The organism is Fluviicoccus keumensis, from assembly GCF_004217445.1.
Lineage (GTDB): Bacteria > Pseudomonadota > Gammaproteobacteria > Pseudomonadales > Moraxellaceae > Fluviicoccus > Fluviicoccus keumensis.
In genome coordinates this window covers 468,244-481,340 of the sequence record NZ_SHKX01000013.1, presented here as the reverse complement: position 1 = coordinate 481,340, position 13,097 = coordinate 468,244, and the positions used below count along the sequence as shown (strand labels likewise).

Annotated in this window: 17 protein-coding genes; 8 read left to right on the top strand and 9 right to left on the bottom strand. The window is 61.4% G+C overall.

Annotated elements, in window-relative coordinates:
• Positions 1-249 precede the first annotated feature (249 nt).
• Positions 250-1,779: a hypothetical protein gene (locus EV700_RS13090; protein ID WP_130414477.1), complete on the top strand. Its 1,530-nt coding sequence runs from the start codon at positions 250-252 to the stop codon at positions 1,777-1,779.
• A 164-nt stretch (positions 1,780-1,943) separates the two neighbouring features.
• Here EV700_RS13090 and EV700_RS13085 read toward each other — a convergent pair whose 3' ends face one another.
• From EV700_RS13085 to EV700_RS13075, 3 genes are all read right to left on the bottom strand, one after another.
• Positions 1,944-2,348: a hypothetical protein gene (locus EV700_RS13085; protein ID WP_130414475.1), complete on the bottom strand. Its 405-nt coding sequence runs from the start codon at positions 2,346-2,348 to the stop codon at positions 1,944-1,946.
• A 91-nt stretch (positions 2,349-2,439) separates the two neighbouring features.
• Positions 2,440-2,931, bottom strand: coding sequence for a hypothetical protein (locus EV700_RS13080; protein WP_130414473.1), 492 nt, complete (start codon positions 2,929-2,931; stop codon positions 2,440-2,442).
• 199 nt (positions 2,932-3,130) lie between these two features.
• Positions 3,131-3,412 (bottom strand): hypothetical protein, encoded by a 282-nt coding sequence (locus EV700_RS13075; RefSeq protein WP_130414471.1) that lies wholly within the window; start codon positions 3,410-3,412, stop codon positions 3,131-3,133.
• A 331-nt stretch (positions 3,413-3,743) separates the two neighbouring features.
• Here EV700_RS13075 and EV700_RS13070 point away from each other — a divergent pair, with 331 nt between their 5' ends.
• Positions 3,744-4,694, top strand: a complete 951-nt coding sequence (locus tag EV700_RS13070; protein WP_130414469.1) for a DMT family transporter — start codon at positions 3,744-3,746, stop codon at positions 4,692-4,694.
• Between the two features lie 41 nt (positions 4,695-4,735).
• On the opposite strand, the gene EV700_RS13065 is transcribed toward EV700_RS13070, so the two are convergent.
• Positions 4,736-5,323 (bottom strand): hypothetical protein, encoded by a 588-nt coding sequence (locus EV700_RS13065; RefSeq protein WP_130414467.1) that lies wholly within the window; start codon positions 5,321-5,323, stop codon positions 4,736-4,738.
• A gap of 303 nt (positions 5,324-5,626) precedes the next feature.
• Between EV700_RS13065 and EV700_RS13060 the strand changes: the two genes are divergently transcribed.
• The gene (locus EV700_RS13060; protein WP_165391476.1) at positions 5,627-5,998 is read left to right on the top strand and encodes a DUF3775 domain-containing protein; all 372 of its coding nucleotides are present in this window, start codon (positions 5,627-5,629) and stop codon (positions 5,996-5,998) included.
• A gap of 6 nt (positions 5,999-6,004) precedes the next feature.
• On the opposite strand, the gene EV700_RS13055 is transcribed toward EV700_RS13060, so the two are convergent.
• Positions 6,005-6,283, bottom strand: a complete 279-nt coding sequence (locus EV700_RS13055) for a hypothetical protein (RefSeq protein ID WP_130414463.1) — start codon at positions 6,281-6,283, stop codon at positions 6,005-6,007.
• A 292-nt stretch (positions 6,284-6,575) separates the two neighbouring features.
• Here EV700_RS13055 and EV700_RS13050 point away from each other — a divergent pair, with 292 nt between their 5' ends.
• Positions 6,576-7,580, top strand: a complete 1,005-nt coding sequence (locus EV700_RS13050; protein WP_130414461.1) for an AraC family transcriptional regulator — start codon at positions 6,576-6,578, stop codon at positions 7,578-7,580.
• 9 nt (positions 7,581-7,589) lie between these two features.
• On the opposite strand, the gene EV700_RS13045 is transcribed toward EV700_RS13050, so the two are convergent.
• Positions 7,590-8,708, bottom strand: a complete 1,119-nt coding sequence (locus EV700_RS13045; protein WP_130414459.1) for a metallophosphoesterase — start codon at positions 8,706-8,708, stop codon at positions 7,590-7,592.
• A gap of 124 nt (positions 8,709-8,832) precedes the next feature.
• Between EV700_RS13045 and EV700_RS13040 the strand changes: the two genes are divergently transcribed.
• The 4 genes from EV700_RS13040 (at position 8,833) to EV700_RS13025 (ending at position 10,874) form a co-directional block, all read left to right on the top strand.
• Entirely contained in the window at positions 8,833-9,303 is a 471-nt protein-coding gene (locus EV700_RS13040) for an AraC family transcriptional regulator (protein WP_130414457.1), read from the top strand.
• A 27-nt stretch (positions 9,304-9,330) separates the two neighbouring features.
• Positions 9,331-9,666 (top strand): TfoX/Sxy family protein, encoded by a 336-nt coding sequence (locus tag EV700_RS13035; protein ID WP_207224673.1) that lies wholly within the window; start codon positions 9,331-9,333, stop codon positions 9,664-9,666.
• Between the two features lie 4 nt (positions 9,667-9,670).
• Complete coding sequence (locus EV700_RS13030) at positions 9,671-10,360, top strand: helix-turn-helix transcriptional regulator (RefSeq protein ID WP_130414455.1); 690 nt, start codon at positions 9,671-9,673, stop codon at positions 10,358-10,360.
• A gap of 79 nt (positions 10,361-10,439) precedes the next feature.
• Positions 10,440-10,874 (top strand): EVE domain-containing protein, encoded by a 435-nt coding sequence (locus EV700_RS13025; RefSeq protein ID WP_130414453.1) that lies wholly within the window; start codon positions 10,440-10,442, stop codon positions 10,872-10,874.
• On the opposite strand, the gene EV700_RS13020 is transcribed toward EV700_RS13025, so the two are convergent.
• The 3 genes from EV700_RS13020 to EV700_RS13010 form a co-directional block, all read right to left on the bottom strand.
• The gene (locus EV700_RS13020; protein ID WP_165391475.1) at positions 10,871-11,404 is read right to left on the bottom strand and encodes a peroxiredoxin family protein; all 534 of its coding nucleotides are present in this window, start codon (positions 11,402-11,404) and stop codon (positions 10,871-10,873) included. The two genes, EV700_RS13025 and EV700_RS13020, sit on opposite strands and share 4 nt — an antisense overlap.
• Positions 11,405-11,506: 102 nt before the next feature.
• A complete protein-coding gene (locus EV700_RS13015) occupies positions 11,507-12,409 on the bottom strand; it encodes a haloalkane dehalogenase (RefSeq protein ID WP_130414449.1) in 903 nt (300 codons plus the stop codon).
• Positions 12,410-12,414: 5 nt separating this feature from the next.
• The gene (locus EV700_RS13010; protein ID WP_165391474.1) at positions 12,415-13,017 is read right to left on the bottom strand and encodes a TetR/AcrR family transcriptional regulator; all 603 of its coding nucleotides are present in this window, start codon (positions 13,015-13,017) and stop codon (positions 12,415-12,417) included.
• Positions 13,018-13,097 lie beyond the last annotated feature (80 nt).

Genomic DNA, 13,097 nt, shown 5'->3' with positions numbered 1-13,097 from the left:
CACCTTGTTAGGCGAACTAAACCCATAGGATGAAGTTCCTGAAAGCTAGCAGCGCGCGCCACCCTCCGTCAACCTAAGCTAAACACAGGGGGACTGGCCCCTATTTCTGATTCCGCCCCGGCTAAGGGACTACAGCCTCCAAGGGGAAAATCTTCCAAACGGCCACGCTTGTCGTTTGCCTAGGACAGCCATAACATTCGCAAGGGTCGCGCTAGCCGACTTGCCGAAAATCATAAGAACGGATTTCACATGCATTTAAATTTCAGTAAACGTCGCATTTTCCCGTCAGTTGCGGCAGTCCTCGGATTGGGTCTGACACTGACAGCCGGCGTGTATGCCTACAACCACTGGCAGGAAAACCAACCCACGGCCGCCAATTTCGATCCTGTAGTCCGCGCCCTTTGGGAACAGCATTCCGGGGGCGAGCAAGGAAAACGGTTGTGTCTTTCCCTGCCGTCCTATCCTGCTCCGGATGTGGGCACGAAGACCCGTGAACCGTTGGCGTGGTCCATGGATTTCTATACCGATGCTCCGGAGTCTGCTCCCCGTCAGGAGCAATTGCGGAAACTGGATGCACTGAGCCAGGCCGGTTTGCTGGAAAAACTGACATTGACCCTGAACGGTCGCCCGGCTATCCGTTACCGGCTGTCTGAGTCGGGCTGGCTGAAATCGGGTCCGAACCGCAATGCCAGCTGTTTCGAATACGGACAGCCACATTACCTCGGCATCGATCAAATCACTCCGCATCCGCCGGGCAGTCAGGCAGGGCAAAGCCAGCCGTTTTACGAGGTCACGGCCCGGATCGGGCTGGATGCAACATCAGCAGAATCCGCATGGGTAAGAAATCCCGCGCTGCTGGCGGCTTTCCCGGAAATCGAAAAGAACAGTGCCGGGCAGATGTTCAAGGTTCAGTTGGTTCGTCAAAACAAATCCTGGGTTGAGTGTCGGCACTTGGTCCGGGATGGGCAAGGGCCGTGTGGTCGCGCCCCTACGGTTTACAGCCGCGATTACAAGGATGCTTATGTGGATGCCACGCAAAAGGATGGCGGCCGGGCCGAATACGAAGCGATGCTGTCGCGGCTGGCTGCCCTGCGTATCCGCAAGATGGAGGCCCTGAAAGCCTTTGCACCACCGACGGTGGATGAAATTCGACGTCTGCTGGCGGAGATGCATGGTCATGGCAAGGCTGGTCAGTGGCCCGGTACCTGTCTGGCCCTGCCGGGCAGGGGAAACTTGCCGGTGGACAAATCGCTGTTTGAAGGCGAGTCGGACCACTACGCCGTGGCCATTTTCCCGTCCAAGGGGCGATCAGGCTGGGATCCGGTTGCCCGCAAGACGATACCCTATCTCGAATTACTTGAACGCCTGGGGGTGATGCAAAGGAGGGCTGGACAAGACATTCAGCTTGAAGATGGCCGGCGCCAAAAGGCCGATATCTTTGAGCTGACGGCAGGCTATGCAACCGCGGTCGATCCCAAACGCCCGGATTGTCTGCCCTTGGGGGTTGCTTCGGTCGATATTGTGGATGCGCAGCTGATCAATGATGACCCCTATGACACGGAAGGAGATGCGTTCCGGTACAAGTTGCGGATCAAATACGCGAATCCCCCCGAGTGGGCGAAGAACAAGGATTTGCTGGGGCAGTGGGATGAACTGCGTGGTGCGCTGGAAAGAGGGCGGGCCTGTCAGGGCGAGTTCCATTTTGACCGGAAGACACGGCATACGTTTGGGGGCGGCGGTTCATGCTGGTGGGCGTTTGACAGCTTGGACGGGGGCTAAGGTTTGAAGATGAAAAACTGGGGCAGGGACCAGAAGTAGCCAAGCAGGCCTGAGCTTTCCGGGGCTGTTCGTGAGTTCCGTTCCTGTCCGTACCTAACGAATGAGCCCAGCTCGCGGCCCGTCAGGACCGCCGCACCTGCCGCGAATGGTTAGAGCCAACTCGTTCATTTATCCGATTCTCTTGGAGAGAAGCGCGCGAATAACGCATAGCCCAGACCAGGTATGCCTGCCAGTATGAAAAACTTAGCCGCGTTAAGAATGGATGGGTCGGCGTCCATGCCTGAAATGATCGGCCCGGAAGATAACTCTGAGACTAGATACCAAGCCGCAGCCATGAAAACCAGCGCTCCGATGAGCCTTCCAAAAAAGACCCTGACTTTTCCGGTTGTAATGCAAGCCACCGTAATAAAAAGACAGAACGAGCCAAAGACATAGAAGAACCAAGGAGCCTTGGCCGCATGCCCCATAAAAATCATTCCAACACCAAACAGGCCGGCGACGACGCCCAATAAGATCCGGCTGAACAAGCTTAAGCCCTGCTCAAGAACCTCTTTTCCTGCGCTATACATATGAACCTCCTTGTTGGCTCTAACGGTTGCTTAAGGAGTGGGCTTTAGCCCGTCCCAGTGAGCGCAGCGAACGATGTGAACGAACCACTAGTTAGGGCTGCTCTCCAAATGTAACTTCATAAAGCCCTTGATCCCAAGCGTTTGCTAGTGGGCTGGGCTTTGATATGGCTTTAGAAAAGCCATATTTTTCTGAGGCTGAAGCAAATGCAATCGGTTTTCCATTTCGGAGTAATGCTACGGCGTTACCATCAGATGACCATTTAAAAGAAAACTCAACCTCTGAAGGGTTTGCAATAACTGCCTCTGAACTTGCAACATCTTTTGATAGTGGCGGGGTATCGCCCTTCTCTTTGATTTTTTCCCAATCGACTTTCAGAGCGAGGGGATGGCGAGAGTAGGCAACGGCATCTTTGATGGGGCGTTGAGTTCCGACTTCCGTTAGATAAAGAAAAGCAATGCTTTCATTATCCTCTAGTATGGCGAATCGATTGGAGGTGGGATTGTGAGAGTGGATAAATATTTCATTTGCATTTGAGCTCATAGAAACCCCAATAAATATTGCAAATCTGATGGCTTTGATCATGTTTAGCCCTAACTACCGGCGCTAAGGGGTAACGCCCCACAGCAAAATAAAATCTGAGACGTACCTCAGAACCATCAAAAAATGCCCCATAAGTGGCTGGGGCGTTATCCCACTTGAGCGCAAAGTTGGGCAAGTGCAGCGCTAAAAGCTTTGGACAACTAGGGTCAGTTTAAAGCTCTATAGCACACGCCTCAATAACTTAAACAACAGCAGCGATTACCTCGCGAAGTGGCTGAACAATATCAAGCACAATGCTATTTTGCTCTTCGACTGAGCAGCCAGATCGAACAATTTTCAAAAGTTCGGATGTAGTGGTGTTTAAGAGTACTGCAAACGATGAATTAGGTAGTGCCTTGGTTGTGGCAAACAGAAGCGCATAAATGTCTACAACACTCGATTCTTGATCGTAAAGTCTGTCAAACGAATCAAGTAGATTTTCGAACAGAGCTATTTCATCAACATCCACGATTTTGGTGCCCAACTATATTTCGGCGACAGAGTTCGCATATCAAACCGTTCGCCTAAACAGGAATGAGTCCCCATAATTTGCCTTTAAAATTAGCTGCTTGGCAGGAAGCCTCACCTTGTTAGGCGAACTAAATCCATGGGACGGAATGCAACAACGCTAGCAGCCCCCGCCAACCCGGTCAACTTCAACTCCCGGCAATCCCGTAGGGACGCACTGCGTGCGCCCTTCATCGCTGAATGTACGGTTTGTCCGGCTAAGCCAGGCTCCCCCCTCCCAACGTCTCGATGATTTTCCCGCACGGATACCGCACAATGGCAGCCCGTCCGTGCCGGTGCCCTATCCCATGACCCCCGCCGCCAAATCCGACCTCATGCTCGTCGGCGTCACCCTGCTGGCCGCCGTCAGCTGGATCATGTCGCGCGAGGCGGTGCTGCTGATGCCGCCGCTGCTGTTCATGTGCCTGCGCTTCCTGCTGGCGTCGGCGTTGCTGGCCGCCATCGGCCACCGCACCCTGCGCAGTCTGGATCGTCATGCCCTGCGCCGCAGCATCGGGGTCGGACTGGTATTCGCGGTGGCCATGAGCTGTTGGGTCATGGGCATCTTCACCGGCAGTCACGTCGGCGAGGGCGCGTTCCTCACCAGTCTGGGCGTAGTGCTGGTGCCGGTGATGGGGCGGCTGTTCTTCGGCGAGCGACCGCCGCGCAGTACGTGGATTGCGCTGCCGGTGGCGGCCGCGGGCCTCGGCCTGCTGTCCCTGCGCCACGGTTTCCGTCCCGAGGCGGGGCAGGTGTTCTACGTCACCTCCGCCGTGCTGTTCGCCCTGTTTTTCCGTTTGAACATGCAGGCGGCCAACGCCCGCCAGCATCGCCGTCCGGACGGCAGCCACAAGCACGTTCCCGGCGTGCCCGCCATTGCCTTGACCTCGGTGGTGCTGGCCATGGTGGGCCTGGTGTCCGGCGTCCTGTCGCTGGCCTTCGAGGCCTGGACGCCCGTGTTCGGTCATTTCACCCCGGCCATGGGCGGCTGGATCGCGGCCAGCGCCGTGATCGGCACCGCCATGCGCTTCCTGTTGCAGACGCACGCGCAAAGCCTGTCCGGCCATACGCATGGCGTGGTGATCATGGTGGTGGAGCCGGTGTGGGTGGCGCTGCTGGCGGTGGCCTGGCTGGGGGAAACCATGGGCGGCGTGCAGCTGGCGGGCTGCTCGCTGATTTTCGGTTCCCTGCTGATCAACCGCGCCGCCCTGTTGCGGGAGTGGCTGCGGGTCTTGTTTCAGCCCCGGCCGGTTTCCTGACACCCAGCGGTGATATCAGGACGTTGCGGTATGGCGGGGTTTCACTTCAGTAACCCGGGCCAGACCATGCTGAGCAAGCCGAGGATGACGATGACCCATAGCGCCACTCCCAGCACAATCCAGACGTAATTGGCGGCGGTCAGCTTATGGTTGGACGTGCCTTCGGCATCACCGGCAGCCAGGTTCAGGCCGTTCTGGGCTTGGGCGAGGGTGCGGTAAACCCCGTACAGCATCCCCAGTGCCAGCAATTGCGGGAAGGGTTGGCTGATCGTGATCCGTTCCAGCACGTTCTTGCCGATCACCAGCACAATGTATTTGGTCGCCAGGCTGTGGATATCCCAGGGATGCGTTTCGCCTTTTTCAGTCAGCCGCTTGTCGGCCAGCTGATACAGGTCGAGGACGAAGAAAATCGAAAAGAGGCCGCGCATGACCGGCATGATGTCCGCGCCGGTGGCCTGCTTCTGCAAGGCCCAGTTCTTGTAAAACAGATACAGCACGTAGTTGCCGAAAGTACCCCAGAACAGGATGGCCAGTTTCCGCGGTGAAACGACGTAGAAGGTTTGGGCGTTATCTTGCCCGGCGTCGATGGCGGTGATGGTTTTGGGCGGTGCGTAGAGGTTGTCCGTCACGGCTACGTCCTTGATTCAGTGATAGCGGGTGCACAGTGTAACCGAGCGCCGGGGCGGCTGCCTCCGCTTCCTCCGGCCGCCGTTACAAAGCAGTTGGGCTGAATGGCAGTCCTGGTCAAAAATCGGCAGGGGCCGTCAATACGCCGTTAATCCCGAGGGAGGATCATTAATACCAGCATTTTGTATGGCTTTTGTCGGAAGTCCGGCGAGCCGTGTTCCATTTCCGAGCGGGCGTCAGACCCTTGCGGGGTGAGGACAATCCGCCCGGGGCGGACAGGGGGAAGGGAAGCGGGGATGAAATTCATGAGCCTTTTGTTGTCCGACGTCAGTGCGGTTTGCCGCCTGGCTGACGAGAAAGAGCGCCATGGACCGCCTGTGGTTCCCGACGCTCACGATATCCTTCCCCTGTTTATCGACCATGAACAGTTTGACCGGCAGATGGTTGCCCGGCTGTCTCCCGCCGGTATCGCCTTGCTGCGTTACCTCCAGCGTTTGCAGCCATCGGCGGTCGCCGAGTTGGCGGCGCTGGCCTGGTTTGGTCGCGGCGATGCCCCGATCGACCAGCTTCGCCATCACGCCGAATCCTCCTATCACCCTTCCCTGAGCTATTACCTGGCGGAGATGCCGTCGCTGGGGGATCACTTGCGGGCAGCGTTGGCGCGGTTGCCGCTTTAGGCCCGCTCAGGCGGTATCACCTGCCCGCCGCCCGCAATTGCAGCAGGTCACGGTGAAGAGGACGACATGTTCCCGGCCGACAAAAATATGGCTGCAGACCGGGCAGCGCAGGCGGCGGATCACCACCGTCAGCACGGCTCCGGCCGCCAGCGCTGCGATCAGGATCATCACCATCCCGTTGCTCAGGCAGAGATTCTCTACCAGGAATCCCGGCAGCATCAGCATGGCGGTGATGAGGCAGAACCGACAGAGATTTTGCAGCAGGCGGATACGGGCGATGGTCATCGGGTTCCTCCGGACAGATGAGGGGCGCCGCCGGAGGGGAATCCGGCGTCCGGTCATGATCGCGCCGCCGTTCCGGGCTGTCTTGACCGTACCGTCACTTTCTTGACCAGACCTGCCGGGCTTCCGGGATTGTCGATGATTTGTTGGATGGACGCCGGTAGTTGCGACGTGATCGGCGCAAACGATTCCTCAACCCCGATATCCGGATAATCGCCGCCCGCCATGCGGGAGCAAGTGTTTCCGGTGACATCAAGGATTTTCCGCCGCCTAAGACGAGGAGACAGATAGCCGCATGTTTGACCCTTGTGAGCCCCCGGCCATGTATGTCGCCGGTACCGCCGCTGCGTTGTTGCTGGACTTCATGGGCCGGCAGGGACTGGAGTTGCCGGCGTTGCGCCAGCAATTACTGGATCTGGCGGCGCAGCGCATCATTCCGTTCCGGGAATGGTGGCGTGCTATCGAGGCGATTCGGGAGTCCTGCGTTTTGCCGGCGCTCGGGCTGGAAATCGGGCGCTGCATTCGTCCTCATCACATCGGTGTGGTCGGTTATGTGGCGATGTATTCCGGTACGGCCATGCATGCCCTGATGCGTTTCAACCGGCTGGAGCCGCTGCTGCACAACCTGACACCGTCTGCAGTGTCCGTTGAAGGGGATGATGTGGTGCTGACCTGGGACCACGGAGACTCCACACTGGTCGTGGACGAGCTTCTGGCGGCCGGGCTGTATACGCTGCTATGCCAGTTCCTGGAGGGTTGTGAGAAGCCGGTGGCGCGGGTGGAGTTCCGCTATCCGCCGCCACCGGATACGTCACCGTATGAAGCCTTTTTCGGGTTGCCGCCGGTCTTTAACGCCCTCAGGCAGGCTATTCACCTGCCGGTCAGGTGCCTGAACCAGTCCTTGAACCGTTATGACCCCTTCCTGGTGCAATTGCTGGAACAGCAGGCGGAAGCGGCGCTGAAATCCATACCGACCAGTGACGCCCTGCTGCAGTCATTGCAGCAGCAGATCATGTCGGTATTGCAGGACGGCCAGCCGGAGCTGGCGTATGTGGCGGAGCGTCTTGGGATTTCCGAGCGCTCGCTGTACAGGCAACTGCGTGAACGCGGGCTGCGCTACAAGCAGGTTCTCAACTCCCTGCGCTATGAACTGGCGAAGGACTACCTGCGTAATCCGTTGCTGGCGTTGCCCGAGATCGCCCTGCTGCTGGGGTTTGCCGAACAGAGCGCGTTCAGCCGGGCCTTCAAGTCCTGGTCGGGCATGTCGCCGCTGCGCTATCGGCGGCGACAGTCGGAATGAGCGCGTCGGCTAGACTGCCCGCCGCAGCCGCACGCGCGTAATCTCCGACGGCGCGCCGAAGCGCATCGGCGGCCCCCAGTAGCCAGTGCCGCGGCTGGTGTACACCCACAGGCCGCCCAACTGTTTCAACCCCGCCACGAACGGTTGCTGCAAGGGTACGAAGTGGTTCCACGGCCAGAACTGCCCGCCGTGGGTATGCCCCGACAGTTGCACATCAAAACCCGCCGCCTCGGCCGCCGCCGCCGAGCGCGGCTGGTGCGCCAGCAGCAGTTTCGGTCCCTGTTCCGGCGCGCCCGCCAGCGCGCGGTGCGGGTCGCTGCGATGCGCCTCGTCAAACAGGTGGGCTGAATAGTCGGTGACGCCGGCCAGCGTGACCGGATGGCCGTCGTGATCCAGCGCCACATGTTCGTTGATCAGCACGGTCACCCCCAGCCGCCGCAGCTCCACCACCCAGGCGTGCGCGCCGGAGTAGTACTCGTGGTTGCCGGTAACGAAGAAGGTGCCGTGGCGGGCGTTGATGTTCGCCAGCGACGCCGTGTGCGCCGACAGGTCCTCGACGCTGCCGTCGACCAGATCGCCGGTAATCGCCACCACATCCGCTTCCAGGCTGTTCACCCGCGCTACGATGGCTTCCAGGTAATTGCCCTTGATGGTCGGCCCGACATGGATATCGCTGATCTGCACGATGGTGAAGCCGTCCAGCCCCGGCGGCAAATCCGCGACCGGAATGTCCACCTCCACCACCTTGGCGGTGCGGCGGGCGAACACCAGCCCCAGCAGCGTCACCAGCACCGACAGTCCGGCCACGGCCAGCGCGCTGTCCCGCACCACGGCTTCGGGCAGCGGCATCGCCAGCCCGGCCAGCCCCAGCGCGGCGTCGCGGATCACGGTCAGCACCAGCACCCACGAGAAGAAGCCCATCGACAGGGTCGACAGCCAGATCAGCAGCGGGTGGTCGGTGCGCCAGAAGCGCGGCACCATCGGCATCAGCAGGCAGGAGGCCGCCAGCATCAGCAGGCCCAGCGCCTGCGCGGGCAGCGGCAGCCACGGCAGCAGGCGCAGGCCGATATAGGTGTGCAACAGCACCAGCAGGCTGATGAACACGATCAGGACAGGACGAATTTTCATGGATGGCGGGCCTGCAGTCGGCAGGCGCTTCCTCGGACGGTAGGGCTGTGGTATTGAAGGGGGTTATGAGGTTGCGACGGCCGGGTTGCAAGGGGCGACACCTGCCGTTCGTCGGGAGAATTTGATGATCGTCGAACTGAAGGAGCGGAAACCGGTGACCGTCGCCTGCCTGCGCTACACCGGACCTTATGGTGCGGGCATCGAACCGTTCTGGCGCAACACGGTGTACGAGTGGTTGCGCGAAGAAGGTTTGCTGGGGCGGGGCCGGTATGGCATCAGTCTGGACAACCCTGGCGTGACGCCGCCGGAACAGTGCCGTTACGACGCCGGGGTGGAAGCGCCGCTGGGCTATTTCCCGACGCAGAACGCGCATCTGACCACGCTGCCGGGCGGTTTGTACGCCGTGACCCGTTTTCAGGGCAAGCCGTCGCAGATCGGCGCGGTGTGGCAGGCGTTGCTGGAGGCATGGCTGCCGGACAGCGGCTACCGCCACGCCGGGTCGCCGCCCTATGAATATGTGCCGCCGGATGCGGCCTTCAATCCCGTCACCGGCGAGATCAGTTGTGAGATCTGCGTGCCGGTGGTGAAGTGCTAGCCGTGCGGCTGACGCAACGGATGAGGCATGATGGCTTACGATACCGAACTGGCTGATCGCATTTACCGCGTCTATGGCGACTGGTCCGCGCTGCACCGCAAACGCATGTTCGGCGGTCTGGCGTACCTGTTGCACGGCAACATGGCCTTTGGCCTCATCGGGGACGAACTGATGGTGCGTTGCGGTCCCGTGCATTACGCCGAATGCCTGGGTCGCGAAGGCGTGCGCGAATTCGATTTTACCGGGCGGCCGATGAAAGGCTGGGTGGTGGTCAGCGGCGACCTGCTGGAAAGCGAGTCCGAACTGCGCGCCTGGATGAAACTGGGACTCGATTTCGCCGCCACCCTGCCGCCCAAGGCCTGACGCCGTGACCCGCACCGAACGCCTGCTGCAGCTGATGCAGATCCTGCGCCGCCACCGCTACCCGGTCAGCGGCGCGACACTGGCCGCCGAACTGGGCATCAGCCTGCGCAGTCTCTACCGGGATATCGCTACCCTGCAGGGTCAGGGCGCGCGCATCGAGGGCGAAGCCGGGGTGGGTTACCTGCTCTTGCCCGGCTACCTGTTGCCGCCGCTGATGTTCAGCGATGAGGAAATCGATGCCCTGGTTCTGGGGTCGCGCTGGGTGGCGCAGCACGGCGATCCGGCGCTGGCGGCGGCCTCGCGCAGCGCCCTGTCGCGCATCCTGTCGGTGTTGCCGGAAGAGCGCCGCCAGGATCCGGACAGCGCCGCGTTGCTGGTCGGGCCGACCGGGGGCGATCATGCTGATGACAGCCGGCTGACGCTGCTCCGGCAAGCGCTGCGCAGTGAACGCAAGCTGGCCTTCGGCTACCGTGATGCACGGGGCGAGGTCACGCAGCGCACGGTATGGCCGGTGGCGCTGGGGTATTTCGAACAGGTGCGGATGCTGGCCGGCTGGTGTGAGCAACGGCAGGCCTTCCGCCATTTCCGGGTTGATCGCATGCACGATGTCCGGATCCTGGACGATCGTTATCCCCGTCACCGCCGGCAATTGCTGCATGAATGGCGGCGGCAGGAACAACTGCGCCCCCAGTAACCGCTTTCCGCCTCCTGCTGACAAAAACTGGCAGCACGCCCTGTCATCCTGACTTCGGACAAATCACCGGAGTATCGTCATGAACAAATCGTGGATTGCCGTCGCCTCGGCGGAGCATGTGCGGCGCGGCCGGGCGGAGGGTTTCATGCAGGTCTGCCATGGCAAGGCCGGGCCGCTACGGCGGTTGCGGCCGGGAGACCGCGTGGTCTATTACTCGCCCACTGTCACCTTTGGCGGCAAGGACCGCTTGCAGGCGTTCACCGCCTTGGGCGCGGTGCGTGCGGGTGAGCCTTATCCCTTCGACATGGGCGGCGGTTTTGTGCCGTTCCGCCGCGATGTCGATTGGCTGGCGGTGGGACAGGCGTCGATCCTGCCGCTGCTGGCGCGTCTGGAGCTGACGGCGGGGAAGAAGAATTGGGGTTATGCCTTCCGCTTCGGGTTGCTGGAAATCAGCGCGGCGGACATGGACCTCATCGCCGCCGCCATGCAGGCGGCGGCGATTGCGCCGGACTAGCCCGCGATGAAGGCCTCCACGGCCGCCGTAGCCAGATGGTCGCCGATATCCTTGCCATAGAAGGCGGTACGGATGATGCCCGCTTCATCAATCAGGAAGTCGGCGGGTACGCGGTTCATGTCGCCTTCCACCTTGCCGGGCAGGAAACCCTTTGCCGTCGCCTTGGCGATATCGGCGGCGCGCAGGCCGGACTTGGCGAAGGCCAGCCATGAACTCTCCACGCCATAGGTCTTGTACAGTGTCATCTCCGGATCGGGAATGATCGGGAACTCGACCGTTTCCCCGGCGCTGTATTCCAGGATCGAGGCGGCGGGCGACTGGAACACCGCCAGCATCACCAGCCCCTTCGCTTCCCAGACCGCCGCCTGCTGCCGCAGCTGATGGATGCGCAGGTTGCAGAACGGGCAGGAGGCATAGCGGTAGAAGGACAGCAGCACTTTCCGGCCGCGATAGTCGCTCAGGCTGCGGGAGACGCCGGTGAAATCGGTGACGGTGAAGGCAGGCGCGGCTTGGCCGGGTTGCAGGCGCATGGGAATTCCTCGCGGGGTGGGTGAAGGATAATGGTTTGATGCTGGTCGAACTGTTTTGTTACAGCGGCCAGCCGACATTCCTGTCGGTCCGGCCGCTGATCTTCAACCGCGGATGAATGCCACCACGACTTCCGCCAGCTTCTCTCCCTGATCTTCCTGCAGGAAGTGCCCGCCATTCTCGATGGTGGTATGCGGCTGACCGGCGCAGCCCGGAATCAGCTTTTGCAGCACCGGCGCGGCCTTGGCGGTGATCGGGTCCTTGTCGCTGAAGGCGCAGAGGAAGGGCTTGTCGAACTTCATCAGCGTTTCCCACGCAGCGCGATTGGCGGGCGCGGCGGGGTCCTCCGGCGTCACCGGCACCAGCAGCGGGAACTGGCGCGCGCCCTCCTTGTAGCTTTCGTCGGGGAAGGGGGCGTCATAGGCGGCGATCACTTCCGGGGCCATCGGCGTGGCGCAGCCGCCCATCACAATGAAGCCAACGCCGAATACCGGCGTCTTCTGCGAGAAAGCCTGCCACTTCAGGAAGGCCTCGCCGGGATGGTGGTCACCGGTGGGCAGCATGGTGTTGGCCGCCACCACCCGCGCAAACCAGTCCGGATGTTCCCCCGCCAGCCGCAGGCCGATCAGCCCGCCCCAGTCCTGGCACACCAGCGTCATGTCCTTCAATGCCAGTTGCCGCAGCAGCGAGCGCACCCAGTCGACATGGCGCTGGTAGGTGTAGTCCGTGCGCTGCGTTGGCTTGTCCGACTTGCCGAAACCGATCAGGTCCGGCGCGATCACGCGGTAACCGGCGGCGGTGACAATCGGGATCATCTTGCGGTACAGGTAGCTCCACGACGGTTCGCCGTGCAGCATCAGCACCACCGGCGCACCGGCGGGGCCTTCGTCCAGATAGTGCATGCGCAGGCTGCCGCCTTCGCTGTCGTCCACTTGGACGTAGTGCGGGGCGAAGGGGTAGCCGGGGAGGTTGGCGAAGCGTTCATCGGGAGTGCGCAGGAATTCCATGGGGGTTACTCCGGGGTGGCGGGAACAAGGGGCAACAGTGCGAGGATCAGGCCCACCTGACGGTCGAGGCGGGCCTTGTCGGGGTCGGCCTTGCTGCCCACCAGCAACCCCTGCAGGCAGAGGTAGAGGGTGTCGGCGAGGTCGTCCAGGTGGGTGTCCGGGCGCAGGCGGCCGCTATCGCGCAGGCGGGCCAGATTGGCGAGGAAGGCGGCGCGCAGGCGGGCGTGGCTGCGTTGCAGGATGGTCTGCACCGCCGGGTCGCGGGCGCCGAATTCGGCGGCGGTGTTGACCATCAGACAGGCCAGCGGCGGGTGGTCGGCGTCGAGGTAGTCGTAGGTGGTCTCGAAGAATCGGCGCAGGCCGTGCAGGGCGTCCGGGTCTTCCAGGTAGCGGCTGATGCGGCGGCCGACGATGCGTTCCAGATAGTGTTCCAGCGTGGCGCGGAACAGGCCGTCCTTGTTGCCGAAGCGGTGGTAGAGGGCGGGCGCCTTTAGGCCCAGGGCTTCTTCCAGGTCGCGCAGGGCGGTGTTGGCGTAGCCTTTCCGCCAGAAAAGTTGCATCGACTGGCTGAGCAGGTCGCTGTCGGCTTGCAGGCGGGGACGGGGCATGGCGGTGGCCGGGTATTTTGTAGTGATTGATACAAAATAGGCGAAAAAAAAGCCCGGGTCAACCCCGGGCGTCGGTTCGC

Coding starts and splice junctions, on each gene's coding strand:
- EV700_RS13035 (WP_207224673.1), top strand. CDS start 9,331: ATGATGGCTTACGATACCGAACTGGCTGATCGCATTTACCGCGTCTAT.
- EV700_RS13045 (WP_130414459.1), bottom strand. CDS start 8,708: ATGAAAATTCGTCCTGTCCTGATCGTGTTCATCAGCCTGCTGGTGCTG.
- EV700_RS13060 (WP_165391476.1), top strand. CDS start 5,627: ATGAGCCTTTTGTTGTCCGACGTCAGTGCGGTTTGCCGCCTGGCTGAC.
- EV700_RS13050 (WP_130414461.1), top strand. CDS start 6,576: ATGTTTGACCCTTGTGAGCCCCCGGCCATGTATGTCGCCGGTACCGCC.
- EV700_RS13010 (WP_165391474.1), bottom strand. CDS start 13,017: ATGCCCCGTCCCCGCCTGCAAGCCGACAGCGACCTGCTCAGCCAGTCG.
- EV700_RS13025 (WP_130414453.1), top strand. CDS start 10,440: ATGAACAAATCGTGGATTGCCGTCGCCTCGGCGGAGCATGTGCGGCGC.
- EV700_RS13020 (WP_165391475.1), bottom strand. CDS start 11,404: ATGCGCCTGCAACCCGGCCAAGCCGCGCCTGCCTTCACCGTCACCGAT.
- EV700_RS13085 (WP_130414475.1), bottom strand. CDS start 2,348: ATGTATAGCGCAGGAAAAGAGGTTCTTGAGCAGGGCTTAAGCTTGTTC.
- EV700_RS13080 (WP_130414473.1), bottom strand. CDS start 2,931: ATGATCAAAGCCATCAGATTTGCAATATTTATTGGGGTTTCTATGAGC.
- EV700_RS13090 (WP_130414477.1), top strand. CDS start 250: ATGCATTTAAATTTCAGTAAACGTCGCATTTTCCCGTCAGTTGCGGCA.
- EV700_RS13055 (WP_130414463.1), bottom strand. CDS start 6,283: ATGACCATCGCCCGTATCCGCCTGCTGCAAAATCTCTGTCGGTTCTGC.
- EV700_RS13040 (WP_130414457.1), top strand. CDS start 8,833: ATGATCGTCGAACTGAAGGAGCGGAAACCGGTGACCGTCGCCTGCCTG.
- EV700_RS13070 (WP_130414469.1), top strand. CDS start 3,744: ATGACCCCCGCCGCCAAATCCGACCTCATGCTCGTCGGCGTCACCCTG.
- EV700_RS13015 (WP_130414449.1), bottom strand. CDS start 12,409: ATGGAATTCCTGCGCACTCCCGATGAACGCTTCGCCAACCTCCCCGGC.